This window comes from Bombilactobacillus folatiphilus, from assembly GCF_023380265.1.
Classification (GTDB): domain Bacteria; phylum Bacillota; class Bacilli; order Lactobacillales; family Lactobacillaceae; genus Bombilactobacillus; species Bombilactobacillus folatiphilus.
The window spans coordinates 864,112-880,581 of sequence record NZ_CP093366.1; the positions used below are offsets into that span (position 1 = coordinate 864,112).

17 protein-coding genes and 1 other RNA gene are annotated in these 16,470 nt (G+C 37.7%); 3 read left to right on the forward strand and 15 right to left on the reverse strand.

Features of this window, described 5'->3' with window-relative positions:
- Positions 1-16: 16 nt before the first annotated feature.
- From MOO45_RS04400 to MOO45_RS04415, 4 genes are read right to left on the reverse strand one after another with little or no spacing between them, the layout of a single operon-like run.
- Positions 17-928 (reverse strand): RluA family pseudouridine synthase, encoded by a 912-nt coding sequence (locus MOO45_RS04400; protein WP_249513736.1) that lies wholly within the window; start codon positions 926-928, stop codon positions 17-19.
- Positions 925-1,389, reverse strand: coding sequence for a signal peptidase II (lspA, locus tag MOO45_RS04405; protein ID WP_249513738.1), 465 nt, complete (start codon positions 1,387-1,389; stop codon positions 925-927). Before lspA ends, MOO45_RS04400 begins: the two co-directional genes overlap by 4 nt.
- 9 nt (positions 1,390-1,398) lie before the next feature.
- The gene (locus tag MOO45_RS04410) at positions 1,399-3,072 is read right to left on the reverse strand and encodes a formate--tetrahydrofolate ligase (RefSeq protein ID WP_249513739.1); all 1,674 of its coding nucleotides are present in this window, start codon (positions 3,070-3,072) and stop codon (positions 1,399-1,401) included.
- A gap of 29 nt (positions 3,073-3,101) precedes the next feature.
- Entirely contained in the window at positions 3,102-3,479 is a 378-nt protein-coding gene (locus tag MOO45_RS04415; protein WP_249513740.1) for an EbsA family protein, read from the reverse strand.
- Between the two features lie 126 nt (positions 3,480-3,605).
- On the opposite strand from MOO45_RS04415, the gene MOO45_RS04420 reads away from it, so the two are divergent.
- A complete protein-coding gene (locus tag MOO45_RS04420; RefSeq protein ID WP_249513741.1) occupies positions 3,606-4,529 on the forward strand; it encodes a magnesium transporter CorA family protein in 924 nt (307 codons plus the stop codon).
- Here the strand turns inward: MOO45_RS04420 and MOO45_RS04425 are convergent.
- From MOO45_RS04425 to MOO45_RS04440, 4 genes are all read right to left on the reverse strand, one after another.
- Entirely contained in the window at positions 4,517-5,647 is a 1,131-nt protein-coding gene (locus MOO45_RS04425; protein ID WP_249513742.1) for a THUMP domain-containing class I SAM-dependent RNA methyltransferase, read from the reverse strand. The two genes, MOO45_RS04420 and MOO45_RS04425, sit on opposite strands and share 13 nt — an antisense overlap.
- Positions 5,648-5,707: 60 nt before the next feature.
- Positions 5,708-6,071, reverse strand: an RNA gene (gene rnpB / locus MOO45_RS04430) — RNase P RNA component class B.
- Positions 6,072-6,110: 39 nt separating this feature from the next.
- The gene (gpsB, locus tag MOO45_RS04435; RefSeq protein ID WP_249513743.1) at positions 6,111-6,557 is read right to left on the reverse strand and encodes a cell division regulator GpsB; all 447 of its coding nucleotides are present in this window, start codon (positions 6,555-6,557) and stop codon (positions 6,111-6,113) included.
- Between the two features lie 85 nt (positions 6,558-6,642).
- Positions 6,643-7,197, reverse strand: coding sequence for an SLOG family protein (locus tag MOO45_RS04440; protein WP_249513744.1), 555 nt, complete (start codon positions 7,195-7,197; stop codon positions 6,643-6,645).
- Between the two features lie 73 nt (positions 7,198-7,270).
- On the opposite strand from MOO45_RS04440, the gene recU reads away from it, so the two are divergent.
- Both recU and MOO45_RS04450 read left to right on the forward strand, forming a co-directional pair.
- Positions 7,271-7,873: a Holliday junction resolvase RecU gene (gene recU, locus MOO45_RS04445; RefSeq protein WP_396022400.1), complete on the forward strand. Its 603-nt coding sequence runs from the start codon at positions 7,271-7,273 to the stop codon at positions 7,871-7,873.
- Positions 7,873-10,164, forward strand: a complete 2,292-nt coding sequence (locus MOO45_RS04450) for a transglycosylase domain-containing protein (protein WP_249513746.1) — start codon at positions 7,873-7,875, stop codon at positions 10,162-10,164. The genes recU and MOO45_RS04450 overlap by 1 nt, the downstream gene beginning before the upstream one ends.
- 321 nt (positions 10,165-10,485) lie before the next feature.
- On the opposite strand, the gene MOO45_RS04455 is transcribed toward MOO45_RS04450, so the two are convergent.
- The 7 genes from MOO45_RS04455 to MOO45_RS04485 all read right to left on the reverse strand — a co-directional run bounded on the left by MOO45_RS04455 (position 10,486) and on the right by MOO45_RS04485 (position 16,453).
- The gene (locus MOO45_RS04455) at positions 10,486-11,127 is read right to left on the reverse strand and encodes an endonuclease III domain-containing protein (protein ID WP_249513747.1); all 642 of its coding nucleotides are present in this window, start codon (positions 11,125-11,127) and stop codon (positions 10,486-10,488) included.
- Entirely contained in the window at positions 11,127-11,753 is a 627-nt protein-coding gene (locus tag MOO45_RS04460; protein WP_249513748.1) for a DnaD domain-containing protein, read from the reverse strand. The genes MOO45_RS04455 and MOO45_RS04460 overlap by 1 nt, the downstream gene beginning before the upstream one ends.
- Positions 11,754-11,884: 131 nt before the next feature.
- Complete coding sequence (locus MOO45_RS04465; protein ID WP_249513750.1) at positions 11,885-12,538, reverse strand: nitroreductase family protein; 654 nt, start codon at positions 12,536-12,538, stop codon at positions 11,885-11,887.
- A gap of 16 nt (positions 12,539-12,554) precedes the next feature.
- Positions 12,555-13,211 carry an NAD(P)-dependent oxidoreductase gene (locus MOO45_RS04470; RefSeq protein ID WP_249513752.1) on the reverse strand — a complete coding sequence of 219 codons (657 nt, stop codon included), beginning with the start codon at positions 13,209-13,211 and terminating at the stop codon, positions 12,555-12,557.
- A gap of 54 nt (positions 13,212-13,265) precedes the next feature.
- Entirely contained in the window at positions 13,266-14,162 is an 897-nt protein-coding gene (locus MOO45_RS04475; protein ID WP_249513754.1) for an ROK family protein, read from the reverse strand.
- A gap of 12 nt (positions 14,163-14,174) precedes the next feature.
- A complete protein-coding gene (locus tag MOO45_RS04480) occupies positions 14,175-15,401 on the reverse strand; it encodes an ArgE/DapE family deacylase (protein ID WP_249513756.1) in 1,227 nt (408 codons plus the stop codon).
- 122 nt (positions 15,402-15,523) lie between these two features.
- A complete protein-coding gene (locus MOO45_RS04485) occupies positions 15,524-16,453 on the reverse strand; it encodes a manganese-dependent inorganic pyrophosphatase (protein WP_249513758.1) in 930 nt (309 codons plus the stop codon).
- Positions 16,454-16,470: the final 17 nt, after the last annotated feature.

The following is a 16,470-nucleotide window of genomic DNA, read 5'->3' on the forward strand; positions in this document are numbered from 1 at the left end:
AATGCAGAATCAATTTTCAATCTTGAACCAGTTGTAAATTACGTAACTGCTCTTGGAAAATTTTTGGTGGCTCAACCTCAAACTCCAACCATTTTCCAGTCCGTGGATGATAAAAACCTAACTGTTGCGCATGCAAAAATTGTCCTGAACCTTTTAAAGTTTGCCGTGGACCATACAGTGGATCACCAGCAACAGGATGACCAATATATTGTAGGTGAACCCTAATCTGATGCGTCCGTCCAGTCTCCAATTGACACTCAATAAGTGCATAATCAGCAAAATTCTCTAGCACCCGAAAATGTGTGATAGCAGATTTTCCACCAGCCAAAACAGCTTGTTGCTTTCGATTTTGCGGATCACGACCAATCGGTGCATCAATAGTTCCTTCCTGCTCACTAAAAGGAGCGTGCACAATGGCCACATAACGCCGCAAATTAGTTTTATTTTTCAATTGCTGACTCAACGATTCCTGTGCCAAATCAGTCTTAGCCACCATTAATAATCCTGAAGTATCTTTATCAATTCGATGCACAATTCCTGGTCTGACTTCATCTTGACTATCAAGTTGAGTGTGATACAAAATGGCATTGACTAATGTTTGATCGGGATGCCCTGCGGAAGGATGAACCACCATTCCTTGAGGCTTATTAACAACCAAAACATCTTGGTCTTCATAAATAACTTCTAACGACAAATTCTGTGCAAACGCCTTTAACGGTGGTGCTTTCGTCGGAGTTACTTGAATTTGATCGTCTAATTTCAACTTAAATCCAGTTTTAGTAACTCTAGTACCATTCACAAGTACCTGACCCGACTTAATCCATTTTTGAATTTGCGCACGAGTATATATTTTTTTATATAAAAAAATTTCCTTATCCAAACGTTGATTATCATCAGGATTTTTAAATTCAAAAGTTTCTAATTTCATAATTCATCCGCATCCGTCTTTATTAAATAAATCAACAACAGGCAAACTCCCACAGTGATCAAAATATCCGCAAAATTACAAACAAAATTGAACGCTGATAACGAACCGATACTTACTGCAAACATATCAACGACATAACCGCGAAAAACACGATCCAGCGCATTCCCCAAAGTCCCTGCCAACAATAACGCCAAACTCGTTAAAAACCAACGATTGCGAATTTTGCCTTTAATTAATAAATAACCTAAAATCATGACCACAATCGCTGTTATAACATAAAAAAAATACATTTTACCGTTTAGCAGATTATACGCAGCTCCATGGTTATTCACTCGAATTAAACCGAACCAATCCGACATTAACGGCTTAAATTGCTCCGACGGCAAGCTTTGAATAGCCCACCATTTAATCAGCTGATCTAACAAAACCCCTACCAGTATAATTATAAAATAAACTACCATACTTGACTCCTAAAACAACCCTGTAATTTGATTTTGTTCGTTAATATCCATTTGCAAAGCTGCTGGTTGGGCTGGCAAACCGGGCATTGTTAACACATTACCCGTCAAAACCACCAAAAAACCTGCCCCTAGCTTTGCCTCTACCGCTTGTACATGTAAAGTGAAGTCTCGTGGACTACCTAGCACTTTGGGATCATCGCTAAAAGAATATTGTGTCTTCGCAATACAAATTGGCAAATTAGACCATTGATTAGATTCAATTTCTGCCATTTGTTTTTGCGCCTTAGCACTAAAAACAACATCTTTTGCACCATAAATCTTTTTAGCAATAAGCTTAATTTTTTCTTCAACCGCCATCACATTTTGGTACAAAGGTTGAAAATGACTAGCAGATTGTTGATCAATTAAGGCCTGCGCTAATGTTAACGCACCGCGACCACCATCTTGATGAACAGTTACTGGATACGCTCGAACATTTAATTGTTGACATAATTTTTGCACCTGCAAAATTTCTTCAGGGATATCACTTGCAAATTGATTAATTGCCACATAAACCGGAATCCCAAAACGTTGCAAATTTTGAATATGGTGTTGCAAGTTACTAAAACCCTTGGTTAATGCCGCCAAATTAGGTTCGGTTAATTGGGCCTGTGTGACACCTCCATTGTATTTTAAAGCGCGCACAGTTGCGACCACAACAGCAGCATCAGGCGCTTTATCCAAACGAGGTGTTACAATATCCAAAAACTTTTCAGCACCTAAATCGGCACCAAAGCCTGCTTCCGTGAGTGCAAAATCGCCCAAACGCATCGCCAAATTGGTTGCAATTAAACTATTGCAGCCATGAGCAATATTAGCGAACGGTCCTCCGTGAATTAATACGGGCGTATGCTCCAATGTCTGCACCAAATTAGGCTTGATAGCATCTTTCAATAATAACGCCAAAGCTCCTTGTGCATCTAAATCACTGACAAAGACAGGTTGCTGTTGATACGTATATCCAATTAAAATTTTACCAATGCGGCACTTTAAGTCATTTAAATCTTGCGCCAAACACAAAATCGCCATTAACTCCGAGGCAACTGTAATCTGAAAATGTTCTTCACGGACGACACCAGAACTCCGACCGCCCATCCCAATGACTGTATTTCTCAAAGCACGGTCATTGACGTCTAAAGCTCTTCGCCAAGTAATTTGTCTCGGATCTAAATTCAATTGATTACCTTGTTGCAAATGATTATCAATTAACGCTGCCAAAGTATTAATCGCTGACGTCAAGGCATGCAAATCACCCGTAAAGTGTAAATTAATATCTTCCATCGGCACTACTTGGGCAAAGCCACCGCCAGCAGCCCCACCTTTCAACCCCATAACTGGTCCCAATGATGGTTCTCGCATGGCCACAATCGATTTTTGGTTTAATTGCCGCAACGCATCCGCCAACCCAATTAATACCGTGGATTTACCTTCCCCCATAGGAGTTGGACTCATCGCGGTCACCAAAATTAATTTTCCCAAAGGATTGTTACGTATTTTGGCTTGAGCTGTTGTCGTGATTTTGGCTTTAGTATTGCCATAATTTTCCAAATCTTCGGGCAATAAGCCAATTTGTTGCGCAACTTTTTGAATTAACCACATCTCTTGTTGTTCATTTTTTTGGGCAATTTCAATATCTGTCTGCATCTATTTCCTCCATTAACCAATAATCATTCTTAAATTTGACGTAATATTTTTTGGGATTTTTTGGATACTAGTAATTTGATAGGAAAATAGCCTTTATCTTTTAAAGTAATCACACACATATGTCGCTTCAAATTAATTTGTTGAATTTGCTGAAACGAAAAACTGCGGTTTCCTGCATTAAAAATCCCTCGTATTTTTAAATGATGATTTTTGAGATCAATTTTTAACTGACAACGATAACTAATAAATCCCATCAAGATTAACGACAAACCAATTATAGATATTGCCCAATAATTAATACTTTCATCTTCCAGTTGCAATACGCCACCGATAAACAATAAAATAAAAAGCCAACACCAGATTAATTTTCCCAATTGATCGGCTGCTTGATAACGAAATTTGTACATAATTCAACCTCATATTTAATACATTCATAAGAATTTAACATACTGCTTTTTGAAGATATTATCAATGACAACAATTTTTCAAAAGTATATTATAATGATGGATTATAAATTGGGAAGGAACCTTATATGATTACCTCTTACGAAACAAAATTTAATTTTAGACTCATTGACGCCAATAATCCAACTACTGATGAACAAAATGAATTAATAACCAAGTACCATGTTACACGTGAAATTATTAACTATGCTCTAGATAAATTTGAACTTCCACGAATTACATACGATGAATATACGCGTAGTTTTTTAATGGTCTTATCAGTTCCTAGCCATCAACAAACGTTAGAAACCGCGGTTCAATCAGTTACTATTTTTGCCAATCGTCAGCAAATTATTTGCTTTACCAATAATCACAGTCAACATATTATTAATTATCTGCAAGAATTTTTAAAAGTTTACTCTGACAATCATAATCTAACATTTCGATTATTCGCTGATTTGATTCGTCAAATTTCTGATAACTTTTTAGATAAAGTTAAAAAATTCTATGATGAACAAGAACAAATTGAAATGGAATTCCAGCATCATCACCATCGTTCAGCCACAATCAATCAATTAGCAACCCTCCAAACAAAAATCACATTTGGTGTTACTGCCACCTCGGGTAATGCTGATTTAATTGACGAATTATTCGGTTTTTTTAATTCAGACGACAATCATCTCAAACTGGATCCTTGGACAGCGAAACATTTTGATCAAGCACGTATTGAATCCAATCAAGCTCTCAAAAATTTCCAACTAATTAATGAAATTGCTCAACAATTATCTGGCACCTACAACAATTTATTGAACGACGAAACCAATGATGTTATGCGATACCTGACGGTTTATTCTTTAATCTTAACTATTCCGTCTATTGTTGTCGGCTTTTACGGCATGAATATGCATCTACCTTTGGCTAACAGTAAGTGGTCCTGGATTATTTCTATTGTTATCATGCTATTATTGTGTTTACTACTAATTATTGATATGATTCGTCGTCATTTTTTATAAGTGGGGTGCCCCCAATATTGAAATAAATCTGTCCGTAAGGCACCATTATACAATTTGCGCCGTTTAGTCGCTTTTTGACCATAGAATTTTTCAAATTCCAAGTCACTAGAAAGATAATATTTACTCCAAGTGCTCATTTTCCCGAAACTTTGACCCATTTCGTGATATAAATGATGGACTTTAGTTTGTTCCTGCATTCGCTTACCATACGGAGGATTAGCAATTAAGATACCATTTTGACTCGTAATTCGAACATCTTTGACCGCCAGTTGTTTAAAATTAATATCATGTAAAACACCAGCTTGGTGCGCATTTAATTTGGCCACATCAATCATGGAACCATCAATATCACTGGCATTAATCTCTAAAGTCCCGCTCGGTTGAATTTGACTCTGAGCCTTGTCTTTGGCAATTTGTAAGAGCTCCGGATTGAACCAATCAAAATTTTCAAATGCAAAGTGACGATTTAAACCTGGCGCAATCTTACGACCAATTAATGCAGCTTCAATTGCAATCGTTCCCGAACCTGTTGTTGGATCATAAAAAGGATCATTTGCCCGCCAAGGTGTCAATAAAATTAAAGCTGCGGCAAAATTTTCTTTTAAGGGCGCACCACCATGTTCCGTCCGATAACCACGTTTAAACAAAGACGCGCCTGTCGTGTCCAAAGTGATTTCAACTTGATCTTTGACCAAGCGCACCTCAATTTGAAAAGTATTACCACTCTCTGGCAAAAAACCGCGCCGATGATACACTGTTGCCATTTTATCAACAATGGCTTTCTTAGTAATAGCTTGAATATCGGGTTCTGAATGCAATTTAGAACGAACTGAACGACCCTTCACAGGAAAACTCGCATCCAAAGGCAGCCATTGATCCCAAGCCATCGACTTGACACCTTCAAATAATTCATCAAAAGTTAACGCTTTAAATTTCTTCAAAACAATTTTGATACGATCCGCACTCCGCAACCACAAATTCGTCAACACGATTGCATCCAAATCACCAGTAAAATAAACTTTGCCAGTGTCAACTTGATCAATTGTGAAACCTAAATTTTGTAATTCTTTTTTCGTGATGGCTTCAAAACCACTGGCCATCGTTGCTAATAATTTCATCAATTACTCCTTTAATTTAAAAAAGAGACGAACTAAAGTCCGCCTCTTGAGTCTACAGATTTCTATAAGCCACGTTCTGTTCCAGTTAACCTAACTCACATTAACCTTCAGTAATCATCTATCTACACAAAATGTGTTTTCAATTCAAGTTTGTTTCCCTAAATTGAAACTCCCCTACCAAAGTTTGGGTTTCCTGCTCGTGGGGTTTACCCGTTCCACTTTTTTGTTTCCAAAAAAATCCGTCTCTGTGGCACTTTCAAGCTACTCTGACTTAGTATGAAAATACCTTAGCCATTTCACTGCCGTTACCTAACAAATAGGTACTCCAGCTTATTGGGCTGAACACGAACACTATGAGCATTACAGCTCATGCCGGCGTGGACTTTCCTCAGCTTACAATTGCAAACCGCGATTACTCAAAACCTGCATTTTTATCATACGCTAATTTGGACACAATTACCAATTATTTTTGATCATGCAACTGTTCACTAGAATTAATAATAGGCTGTTGCTCGCCAGTTGCCATATTCGAGTTAGAAGTGGAAGTGTAATTAGTACGCGGTTCAACGCTTTGTCCAAAGACATGTCGTTCCAAATTGGACAAACGCTTTAAGATATCATAATTAGTGGTTCCCGGTGCCGAATTCTCATTAACGACCACCTGCGGTTCAACAGCTTGTGATGGCTTGGGTTCCACATTAGAGGTGGTAACGACTGATCTCTTTTCCTCCAGTTGGCGGGCCAAACGATGGTTCTCTTCTTTCAATTCATCAATATTTGCTTGAAAAGCCTCATAATCTTTGATAATTTCATCTAAAAAAGAATCAACATCTTTACCATTGTAACCATGCACCGCATTTTTAAATCTTTTTTCAACAATGATTTTCGGACTTAACTTGATTTCTTTCATTTATCATGCACTCCTAACTTACTTGATTAAAGTATATCAAAAAGTTTGACTACTACCAAAAAAACCAGTTTAACTTTATGTTTTCTTAAAATTCCTGCCGATCATTGACAAAATCCTGCAAATCATAAAAACTAGCCAATTGGCAATCGTAATCATGATACTTTTGATATTGTGTAATCGCCATATATTCATACTGACATTTACCCGGAACATCCAAATCATATACAAAAAAACTGCCATCAGTATGTGACAGCATAAATTGTTGCCAATTTTTAAATTGTTGCGGTCCTTGATAGCCTGTATGACTAACGCTGTTAAAATAATCTGTTGTCTGTACAGTCTGACTAAATCGCTGCTTATTTTGGTCATTCCATCGATCGGCCATTCCTTCAAATGGTAAAATAACCGCTGTTTGTAGCTGATATTCTTGAAAAATCGGACGTTTAGCAACACGCACCGTGGTTTGCTCAATTCCCAATTGGGCACCCGTCAAGATCCATTTCAAACCTTTTTCACAATAATCTCGTAAACGCATTTCTAAAAAATCTTCAATTACTTTGGCTTTGGGATCATCATCTTTGAAAATTTGTAATTCAAACGAACGGTAACCGCCCACCCAAAGATTCTGAACTCTTTGCATTTCAACATCATTCTCTCCCTCAATTTGATCTTGAGCATGCTATAATATTTACCAACTAGGAGTTGATTATAACTTGACTATTAATTACCCTCAAGGTGTTTCACATCAAGCAAACATAAAAAGTCGCCCGACCATTTTTGGAGATCGTGGCATGACACTGGAACAAGAAATCAATGAAAGTAACATCTACTATCGTAATCATCAGCTCGCGGTGATTTACAAAAAACCCACCCCTATTCAAATTGTCAAAGTGGATTATCCCAAACGCAGTCGGGCAGTGATTAAAGAGGCATATTTTAGGCAAGCTTCTACGACTGACTATAACGGCGTTTATCAAGGTCACTATATTGATTTTGAGGCCAAAGAAACGCGCCATACAACTTCTTTTCCATTAAGCAATTTTCACGATCATCAAATCAAACATTTAGCACAATGCCTGAAGCAACAAGGAATCTGTTTTGTCCTAATTAAATTTGTAACGCTCGGTCGTTATTTTATTTTACCCGCTTCAGACTTATTACTTTTTTGGCAGCAAGCACAAAATGGTGGACAAAAATCCATGCCGTTAACTTTCATTAGTCATAAATCTATTGAAATTCAAGCTGGTTTTAATCCTATTTTGCCATATTTATCAGCTTGTAAACAATTAATTGCCCAACAAGGAGGCCAAAGCTAATGGATGATTCTCGAATTTCTCGCTACCATCAACCTATTAAAAGAAAACATCATTTTTGGGCCTGGTTTTTAACTTGTCTTTTGCTTATTATTGTAGGATTTATAGGAATCTTTGTTTACTATGGTCTAAGTGCGCCTGATATTAATTCCGAAGTTTTACAAAGTGGTGGTTCTTCGACTATTTATGATCAAAAGGGCCACGAAATCACCACACTCGGTAATCAAAACCGGACTTACGTGACGATTGATAAAGTTCCTAAACAGATGCAAGATGCTGTAGTATCAACTGAAGATCGGCATTTTTATAAAGAACATTTTGGTGTGAATCCCATCCGCATTATCTTAGCAGCCTTAAATAATTTACGTGGGGGCGATTTACAAGGAGGCAGTACTTTAACACAACAGTTAATCAAGCTGTCCGTTTTTTCAACCAAAAAATCTGATCAAACTATGAAGCGTAAAATGCAAGAAGTCTGGTTAGCGGCCAAAGTAGAACGTAATTTTTCAAAAAATCAAATTTTAGAATTCTATATGAATAAAGTTTACCTAGCTAACGGTACTTACGGTTTTCAAACAGCAGCTCAATATTACTTTGGCAAAAATTTAAACAAATTAACATTAGCGCAAATGGCTTTATTAGCAGGAATGCCGCAAGCACCCAACAATTATAATCCTTACACGAAACCAAACTCGGCTACCCAACGGCGTAATCTAGTTCTACAATCTATGTATGATAATCACAAAATTTCGCAACAACAGTTAAATAGCGCTAAAAATACCCCCATTAATGAAGGGCTCAAAGCATATCAACCCAACTCTGGTGTTGGCGATAATAAAATGATTGTCGATCCCTATATTAAACAAGTGATCCAAGAAACAAAAGCTAAAGGACTAGATCCTTACCGCGATAATCTCAAAATCACTGTCAATATGGATCTTAAAGCACAAAAATATTTATATGATTTAGTCAATAGCGATACCAACGGACTATTTCCTAACAACAAACTTCAAACCGCTGTTAGTATAGTTACCAACAATGGAGCCGTGGTAGCAATGATTGGCGGCCGAAAATTAGGCAATGTTCAGCTAGGATTAAATCGAGCTGTCCAAGACACCCGTAGCAACGGTTCTACCATGAAGCCTATTCTCGATTATGGACCGGCTATTCAGTATTTAAAATGGAACACCAATCATCCGTTGATCGACGAACCTTTCACATATCCTGGAACAAATATTGCTTTGCAAAATTGGGATCACACTTATGACGGCACAATGACGATGCGCTCCGCTTTAGCCCAATCACGTAATATACCTGCTATTAAAACTTTACAAGCCGTTGGTTTTAACAATGGTCGTAAATTTGCCCAAAAATTAGGCATTGATGTTCCTTATAAACAAGGATTATCCGCGGGGATTGGCAGTGATTTATCGACTTTACAACTGGCGAGTGCTTATAGCGCCTTTGCCAATGGCGGTAATTATCATAAGCCTCAGTATATTTCCAAAATTCAGACAACTGATGGTCTAATTCATGATTACGATTCTACGACCAAAAAAGCCATGAGTTCTTCGACAGCTTATATGATCACGGACATGCTCAAAGACGTTGTGACACCCAATGGTATGGGATCACAAGCCTACATTAGTGGGCTCCACCAAGCAGGCAAAACCGGCACTACGAATTATAGTAGTGAGGAATTAAGTCGTAATCCAGCGTTAAATGGAACGGCCAAGGATTCTTGGTTTGCCGGATATACTAAACACTACTCAATTAGTGTTTGGACAGGTTACGATGCACCTACGCAAGCTGGTGTCACAGCTAATCAGCAACTCATCGCTGGTAAAGTTTATCAAAAATTGATGCGCTATCTTTCATTAAATAAATCAACCCCCGATTGGACTAAACCTCACAACTTAGTACGAGCTGACGGAACAAATATTCTTTATTTCCGTAGTAAAAAGCCCAAAAATCTACCGAACGTTAATCGTAACAATAATGTAAATAGCGACAATCGCGATGTTGTGCCTAATCGAAACAATGGGCGGACAGACGAAAGTAATTCTCCAGAAACAGATCACTCAACACAAACTACTGATGGTAATAGCGCTGAAACTAATCAGCCAAATCCAAATTCCAGCAATAATCCTAATCAACATACTGACGGCTCGACCAGTAATTCTAGTGGCAGTAACGACACTCAACCTTCACCCAGTTCACCGTCCTCTGACAACAGCATTCCACCTAACAACAATTCCAACACCAATGCTGGTGCTAATACGAATACCAATTAAAAAACAACTGCATGAATGGTAAGATCTCAAATTAATATCTAATTCAAAGATCTTATCAAACTGCAGTTGTTTTTATTTTATCCAAATCAATTGACTCTAAGATGTTGTAATTTTTGAAACAATTGTTCTTGATCTTTCTTTTGTCGTAAATTCAAATCATCACCCACCAGTAGCATAAAATAGTCTGGAAACTTTTTATGGAAAAATTCATATTAATCATGTCAGTAGTATATAAAAAGCACAATTCCAATTGCTCAATCAGAATTGTGCTTTTTTCGGTCATTAAAATTTATAAATTTTATAAAAGAGAGTTTTTTATTACTAATTTGCTGCAACCCATTGATCACATTGCTGAACTATTGGCAACTGCTCAATCGCCTTTTCATTATGAAAATTAAATTCACGACCAAAATCAATGAGTGCATGATGCGCTTTGATCCAGTCTTTCGAAGCTAATGCTTCAGTAACTCGTTTTTCAACTACTTGCACACCAGCTTCAGCTTCCACAAAGTGTAATCGTTTGGCGATTTTGCTAACATGCGTATCCACCGCAAATGCCGGAATACCGAAGCAATCACTCAAGACAACATTGGCCGTTTTCGTCCCTACCCCTGATAGTGTAATCAACTTCTCTTGGCTAGTTGGAACTTGTCCATCAAAATTTTGGACTAATTGTTGCGCACATAAAATTAAATGTTTGGCTTTAGTGTGGTACAGCCCCAAACTTTTAATTAACGCTTCAACTTGCTCCACAGTCGCTTGAGCTAAAGTTTGAGCATCCGGAAACGCCGCAAACAACTGCGGCGTAACGCGATTCACCGATTTGTCAGTTGTCTGAGCGCTTAACATCACCGCAATTAGATATTGAAAATGTGATTGTGCCTGTAAACTAGGACCAGCGTTGGGATAGCAGTCCATAATCATTTTCATAGCTTGTCTAATTTGTTCATCGTCTAATAACATCAATAATCTCCCTGTTGTTCCTTATAGCGTTGTAGCTGGGCAACCGTTTTAATATTATGCTTTTCCCAATTCAATAAAATTCGATCAATATATTTTAATGAATAAACCTGATTCAAAACTGATTCCTTCAATGCCAGTTGAATCAATTCCACAGAATAGTGATCTTGCGTTAGCCATCCTTGAATCACTTGCTGCTCAATCGGGGACAACGGACGACCAAATTCAACCTCAATTTGTTGGAAAATTCTTTGTAGTTGATTGGAGTCAGCTGATGGTGTCGGCTCTGTAGCCTGTGCAACATCTCGCTCCAATAATTTTTCATACGTCGGGGTTAAATCATAACAATCTTGATACGGTGTTCCAGGCCGTGTTTGCGAAATCAGTTTAATAAAATTCTGCTCAATTAAATCCTGAAGAATCTGATAAAGTTTCTCTTCACTGAAACCAGTATTTTGAACTAATTCATGCGTGGAGGGAAAATTAATTCCTTGCTCCTGATACATTCGCAAATTGACCCATACTAGAAATTGTTCGCTAGTCATCTTCAATTGTCCAATTTGGGTTAACAAGATATTATTGATTGTCGTATTTCCCGCATTCAATAAGTCGCGTGCAGCAACTGCCATTCAATTCCCTACTTTCCACAACGTGATTGTGAAATCAACAAGCTCTCAGCACAATCACACATTTATTTTTTATTTGCAATCAAAAAAGTAGACAACCTACTGGACTGTCCACTCTCTATTAAAACAACCAATTATTTATGGATTGTCAAAATATCTGATAAAGGTTGACGCTTGGCACCAATCTGATTGACCAGATCAGACTCTTTTGCATAACCCAAACCAAGTCCCACAATTAACTGGCGTTGCTTATCAATGTTTAAAATTTGCTTAACCATCTCAGGATAAAGCACAAATTGATAAGCAGGCAACGAATCAACTTGCAAATCATATGCCGCTACCATCAACGCTTCACTAAAAGCTCCCAAATCATACAATGACCAACTCGTGAAATGCTGCGGCAAACTCAAATAAACAATCGCTGGTGCATTATATAATTCAGCTTTTAAAGTATTTAAATGTGCCAAATTTTTATCATCCAACAACTGTTTCATTTTATCAGACCATTGCTGCATATTTAATTGTGCTTCGGATGACCACTGATCTGCAACTGGCGCTGGTAAATCAGCCTGACTTAATTGTCCCGCTTCCACAGCTATAACATTTTTCTGTCGAATTTGTTCCAAAGAAGAGCCAACGGCCACATCAACATGTAACTCTTGACTATTAACCCATGATGGCGCTTTTTGAGCGATTGAAATAATTTGCTTAATCTGTTCTAGCTCAAGCTTCTGTGATTGAAAACTACGAACTGCATGACGTTTTTGAATTGCTTGAATTGCATCCAAAAAAATATCCCCTTTTTCATTTATCAATAACTGTAAAACGCTGCTTAAAATGTTTAGGTTGTTCAATTTCATCTAAGATGGCCACAGCCATCGTCCCAGAACTAGTAGTAGATACCTGTTGCTCGTTATACAATAAGTGATTTTCACCCATCAACAACGCTTTTTTCGATCCAGGTAAAAAGTTAATCCCTGGGGAAATACCGACCCAATTAACATTGTTAACATTCCGCAAAAAATCTAGTTCTGCTAATTGATTTTGCGGTACAGCAATAAATGCCTGTGCTTGAGGATCTTGCTCCATGTCTCTAACAAAAAGATGATCGTCTGATCCTGTTAACAAACTACCTGCACCTAAAATAAAAACTAACCGCGGACGATCGACTTCCCGTAATAAGGCTATCAATTTGGTTGCCAAATCAAGATGCAAATACGCTTTTTGAGGATCTGTAGCAAAAGCATCCACTACAACATCAAATTGATTTAAGTCTGCCGCCATCAATTCAAAAGCATCCATAACTTGAGTCGTCAGCCGGTCGTTATCTACATCGATTACCAACTGATCTAAATTAGCCTTGGTCCGACTCAATGCTGTGACCAAATGGCCTCGGATAACGGCTTCTTTCACAACAGCCGCTCCTGCCATTCCTGTAGCCCCAATTACTGCAATTTTCATCAATATCACCCCTATATTTGACTCATGATAACAATAAATTTAATACTAGGCTTTTTACCTAATTTGTAGCAACTGATAGAGTGCACCATACAAATTAGCATCATTATGAAATTTACCCGCCATAATCTCTGGCATCACAAAAGTCTTTTCCAGGAAAGGAAAATTTTGTCGCAAATCTTGATATTTTTGTCGAATCATTGTACTCACAATAAGTTGAGCAGAAATCCCTCCGCCGATAACAAAACGTTGAACATCTACAACCGTTTGAATATTATAAATCAGAATTGCGATATTTTGGCAAAATTCCTCAAAAACAGCCATTACACGAGGATCATCCTGATTGATCGCCGCAAATACCTGCTGACCATCCGTTAAATCAACCAACTCTAATAATTGGGCTGCTTGCTCAATCATTGATACGGCTGAACCTGACGTGCCAGCTAAATTCTGCATGTCAAAAGTATTATTTTTCAACATAAAGCTAACTTCACCAGCTTGAAAGTTTGTCCCATAATAAAGTTGCTTGTTAAGGATGAGGCCACAACCAATACCAGAACCCAAAACTATTGCCGCCCCATTTTGCACATCCCGTAAATTACCTAACCACATCTCTGCTAACGCCGCAGCTTTCCCATCATTTTCAACACTCAAAGTAGTATTATTTGGAATTCTTAGCAACTCGTTAAAGTTTTGCTGATCTAAAAATGATAAGAAACCACCGCCAATAATTTGATCCGAAGGATGGATGACCTTACCCGGGACACTGATTGCAATCCCCTGATAGTTGCCAGCCAAATCATCAATAATTTGTTGAATTTGTCGTACAAAATCAGCCAGATTAGACTTTACAGTAGCAACTGTCTTTTTTTGCAAAAGTTGACCTTGTTGATCAATTAAAGCATATTTGACATTAGTACCACCAATATCAATACTTAAAAAATGTTTTTTCATATAAAAATCCAATTATTTTAAAAATTCAGTAAATAATTCCTTATAAATTTCAATAAATTGTAGAAACATTGTTTGTGAAACATATTCATTATCTTGGTGAGGATTATCATTACCCGGACCAAACATTACATAATTAGCGCCTGTTGGTTTATCAAATAACAACCGCGAAGCGTCTGTGCCACCAGCAATTCCCACTGCCATAATTTGATCTGGCGCAAATTCAACCCCTATCATTGAACTTTGCTTTTTCTTTTGTTCTAAATCAGCCGCACTGAGAGTATTAGTATAATAATCCTTAGCATATGGGGCAGCAACTTGCTGAACTAATTTAATAATTTGTGCATCTGCCTTACCGACAATAGGGATAATATCCATGTTCACGTCCATTGAAATTTGTCCTGTTGTCGAAGCATTATATTGATCAATTACTGACTGAATCGTCTCCAAAATCTTTTGATTCGTCAGTTCAGGAATTGTTCGAATATTTAAAACAGCATTTGCAGACCCAGGAATTGCGTTATCCTGACTACCACCATGAATAACATCAATATTAAAGACCGTATCGCCTAAGACATCATTATGAACATCTGCCATTAAATCATTAACTGCTTGCTTAATTTGATTTAACACATCAATCAAATGCTCAACCGCATTATTACCAAACTGTGGCATCGAACTGTGCGCAGCTTTGCCTACTGAATTAATATGGATATCTAACTCACCTTTACTAGCATAAGGTGCTAAATAGCCCGAAGGTTCACCAACTAAAAGCGTATCTACATCTTGCATGTATCCTTGATCAAATAACACTTTAGCACCTTGTTGCCCTACTTCTTCACCAGCAGTTGCCATTAAACGAATCGTGCCGTTAAATGGTGTCTGATTTTGCTTTAATTCAATCATCGCAATAACCATTGCTGCCAAACCAGCCTTCATATCAGTACTACCACGGCCATACAACTTATCACCCTTAGCAGTTAACCGAAAAGGATCTGTCTGCCAATTGTCCAGTTCCACATCCACGACATCCATATGGCCCGTAATTCCTAAAATAGGCTTGCCTGAACCAATTTCAGCAACCAAATTAGCACGATCACCCTCAACAGGTACTAAAGTACTGTCAATATCTGCATCCTTTAACAATTCTTGTAAATATTTAGCTACTTGTTTTTCATGGTCATTAACTGATTTAAAACTGATCAATTTTTCCAAAATAGCCATCTTTTGTGTTTGATTCATAATTAGCCTCCGATTCTTTTAAACACTTTCTCTCCTATAACAAAATTCAAACTAGATAAACTCACTTTTACAAAAAAGTCACAACTATTCAGTCATGACTTTTAGCAATTGAACACATTCAATTAAAATTGTTGTTGTAACGGCGGTACAATCTGTTTCTTTCGCGAAACCACACCTGGCAGACTCATTCTACCTGCTTCCAGCTTCTGATGGAAAGCTGCTTCCACTTTTGGCAATAACGATTGATCGCCGCTGACAATCATGGTTGTATTACTATCCAAAACATTCGTAATCGCAAGCAAAAACAGTGCATAACCATTTTCTTGGCAACTTTGTTGCATAGCTGCTTCGAATTTCTTTTGTCGAGCAACTGCTTCATCCATATCCACCACATTGACTTGGGCAATTCTAATTTGTTGACCACCCATTTCAAAGCTCTTAGCGTCAGCATTAATCAATGCTGCTGCTGACTTATCAGCAATATTCGCACCTGCTTTGAGCATTGTTAAACCGTAAGTATGATAATCTTCATGAGCCAACTGTGCCAAGTCTTCAATTGCCTCGCGATCTGTGTCAGTTGTTGTCGGTGAATTTAACAATAATGTATCCGAAATAATCGCTGACATCATCAATCCCGCAATTTGACTAGGAATTTCAATTCCCTCTTCATGATACATTTTCCACAAAACGGTATTACTTGATCCTAAAGGTTCAGCACGATAATACAATGGACCAGCCGTTTCAAAATTAGCAATACGATGATGATCAACAACATGTGTGACCGTGACATCCTTGATGTCACTAACACTTTGTTGAGCTTCATTGTGATCGACTAACATAACTTGGTCTACTTCAGGTTTAGCTTTTTCAATCACACGCGGTGCTGTTTGGTGAAAATGATCTAATACAAACTGTGTTTCATCATTAGGTTGACCCAAAGCCACCGCTTCGGTATCCATTCCCAATTGATTTTGCAAATAAGAATAAGAAATAGCACCCGCAATTGCATCTGTATCCGGATTTTGATGTCCAAAAATTAATTCTTTTGTCAAAATTATCCCCTCCTAAA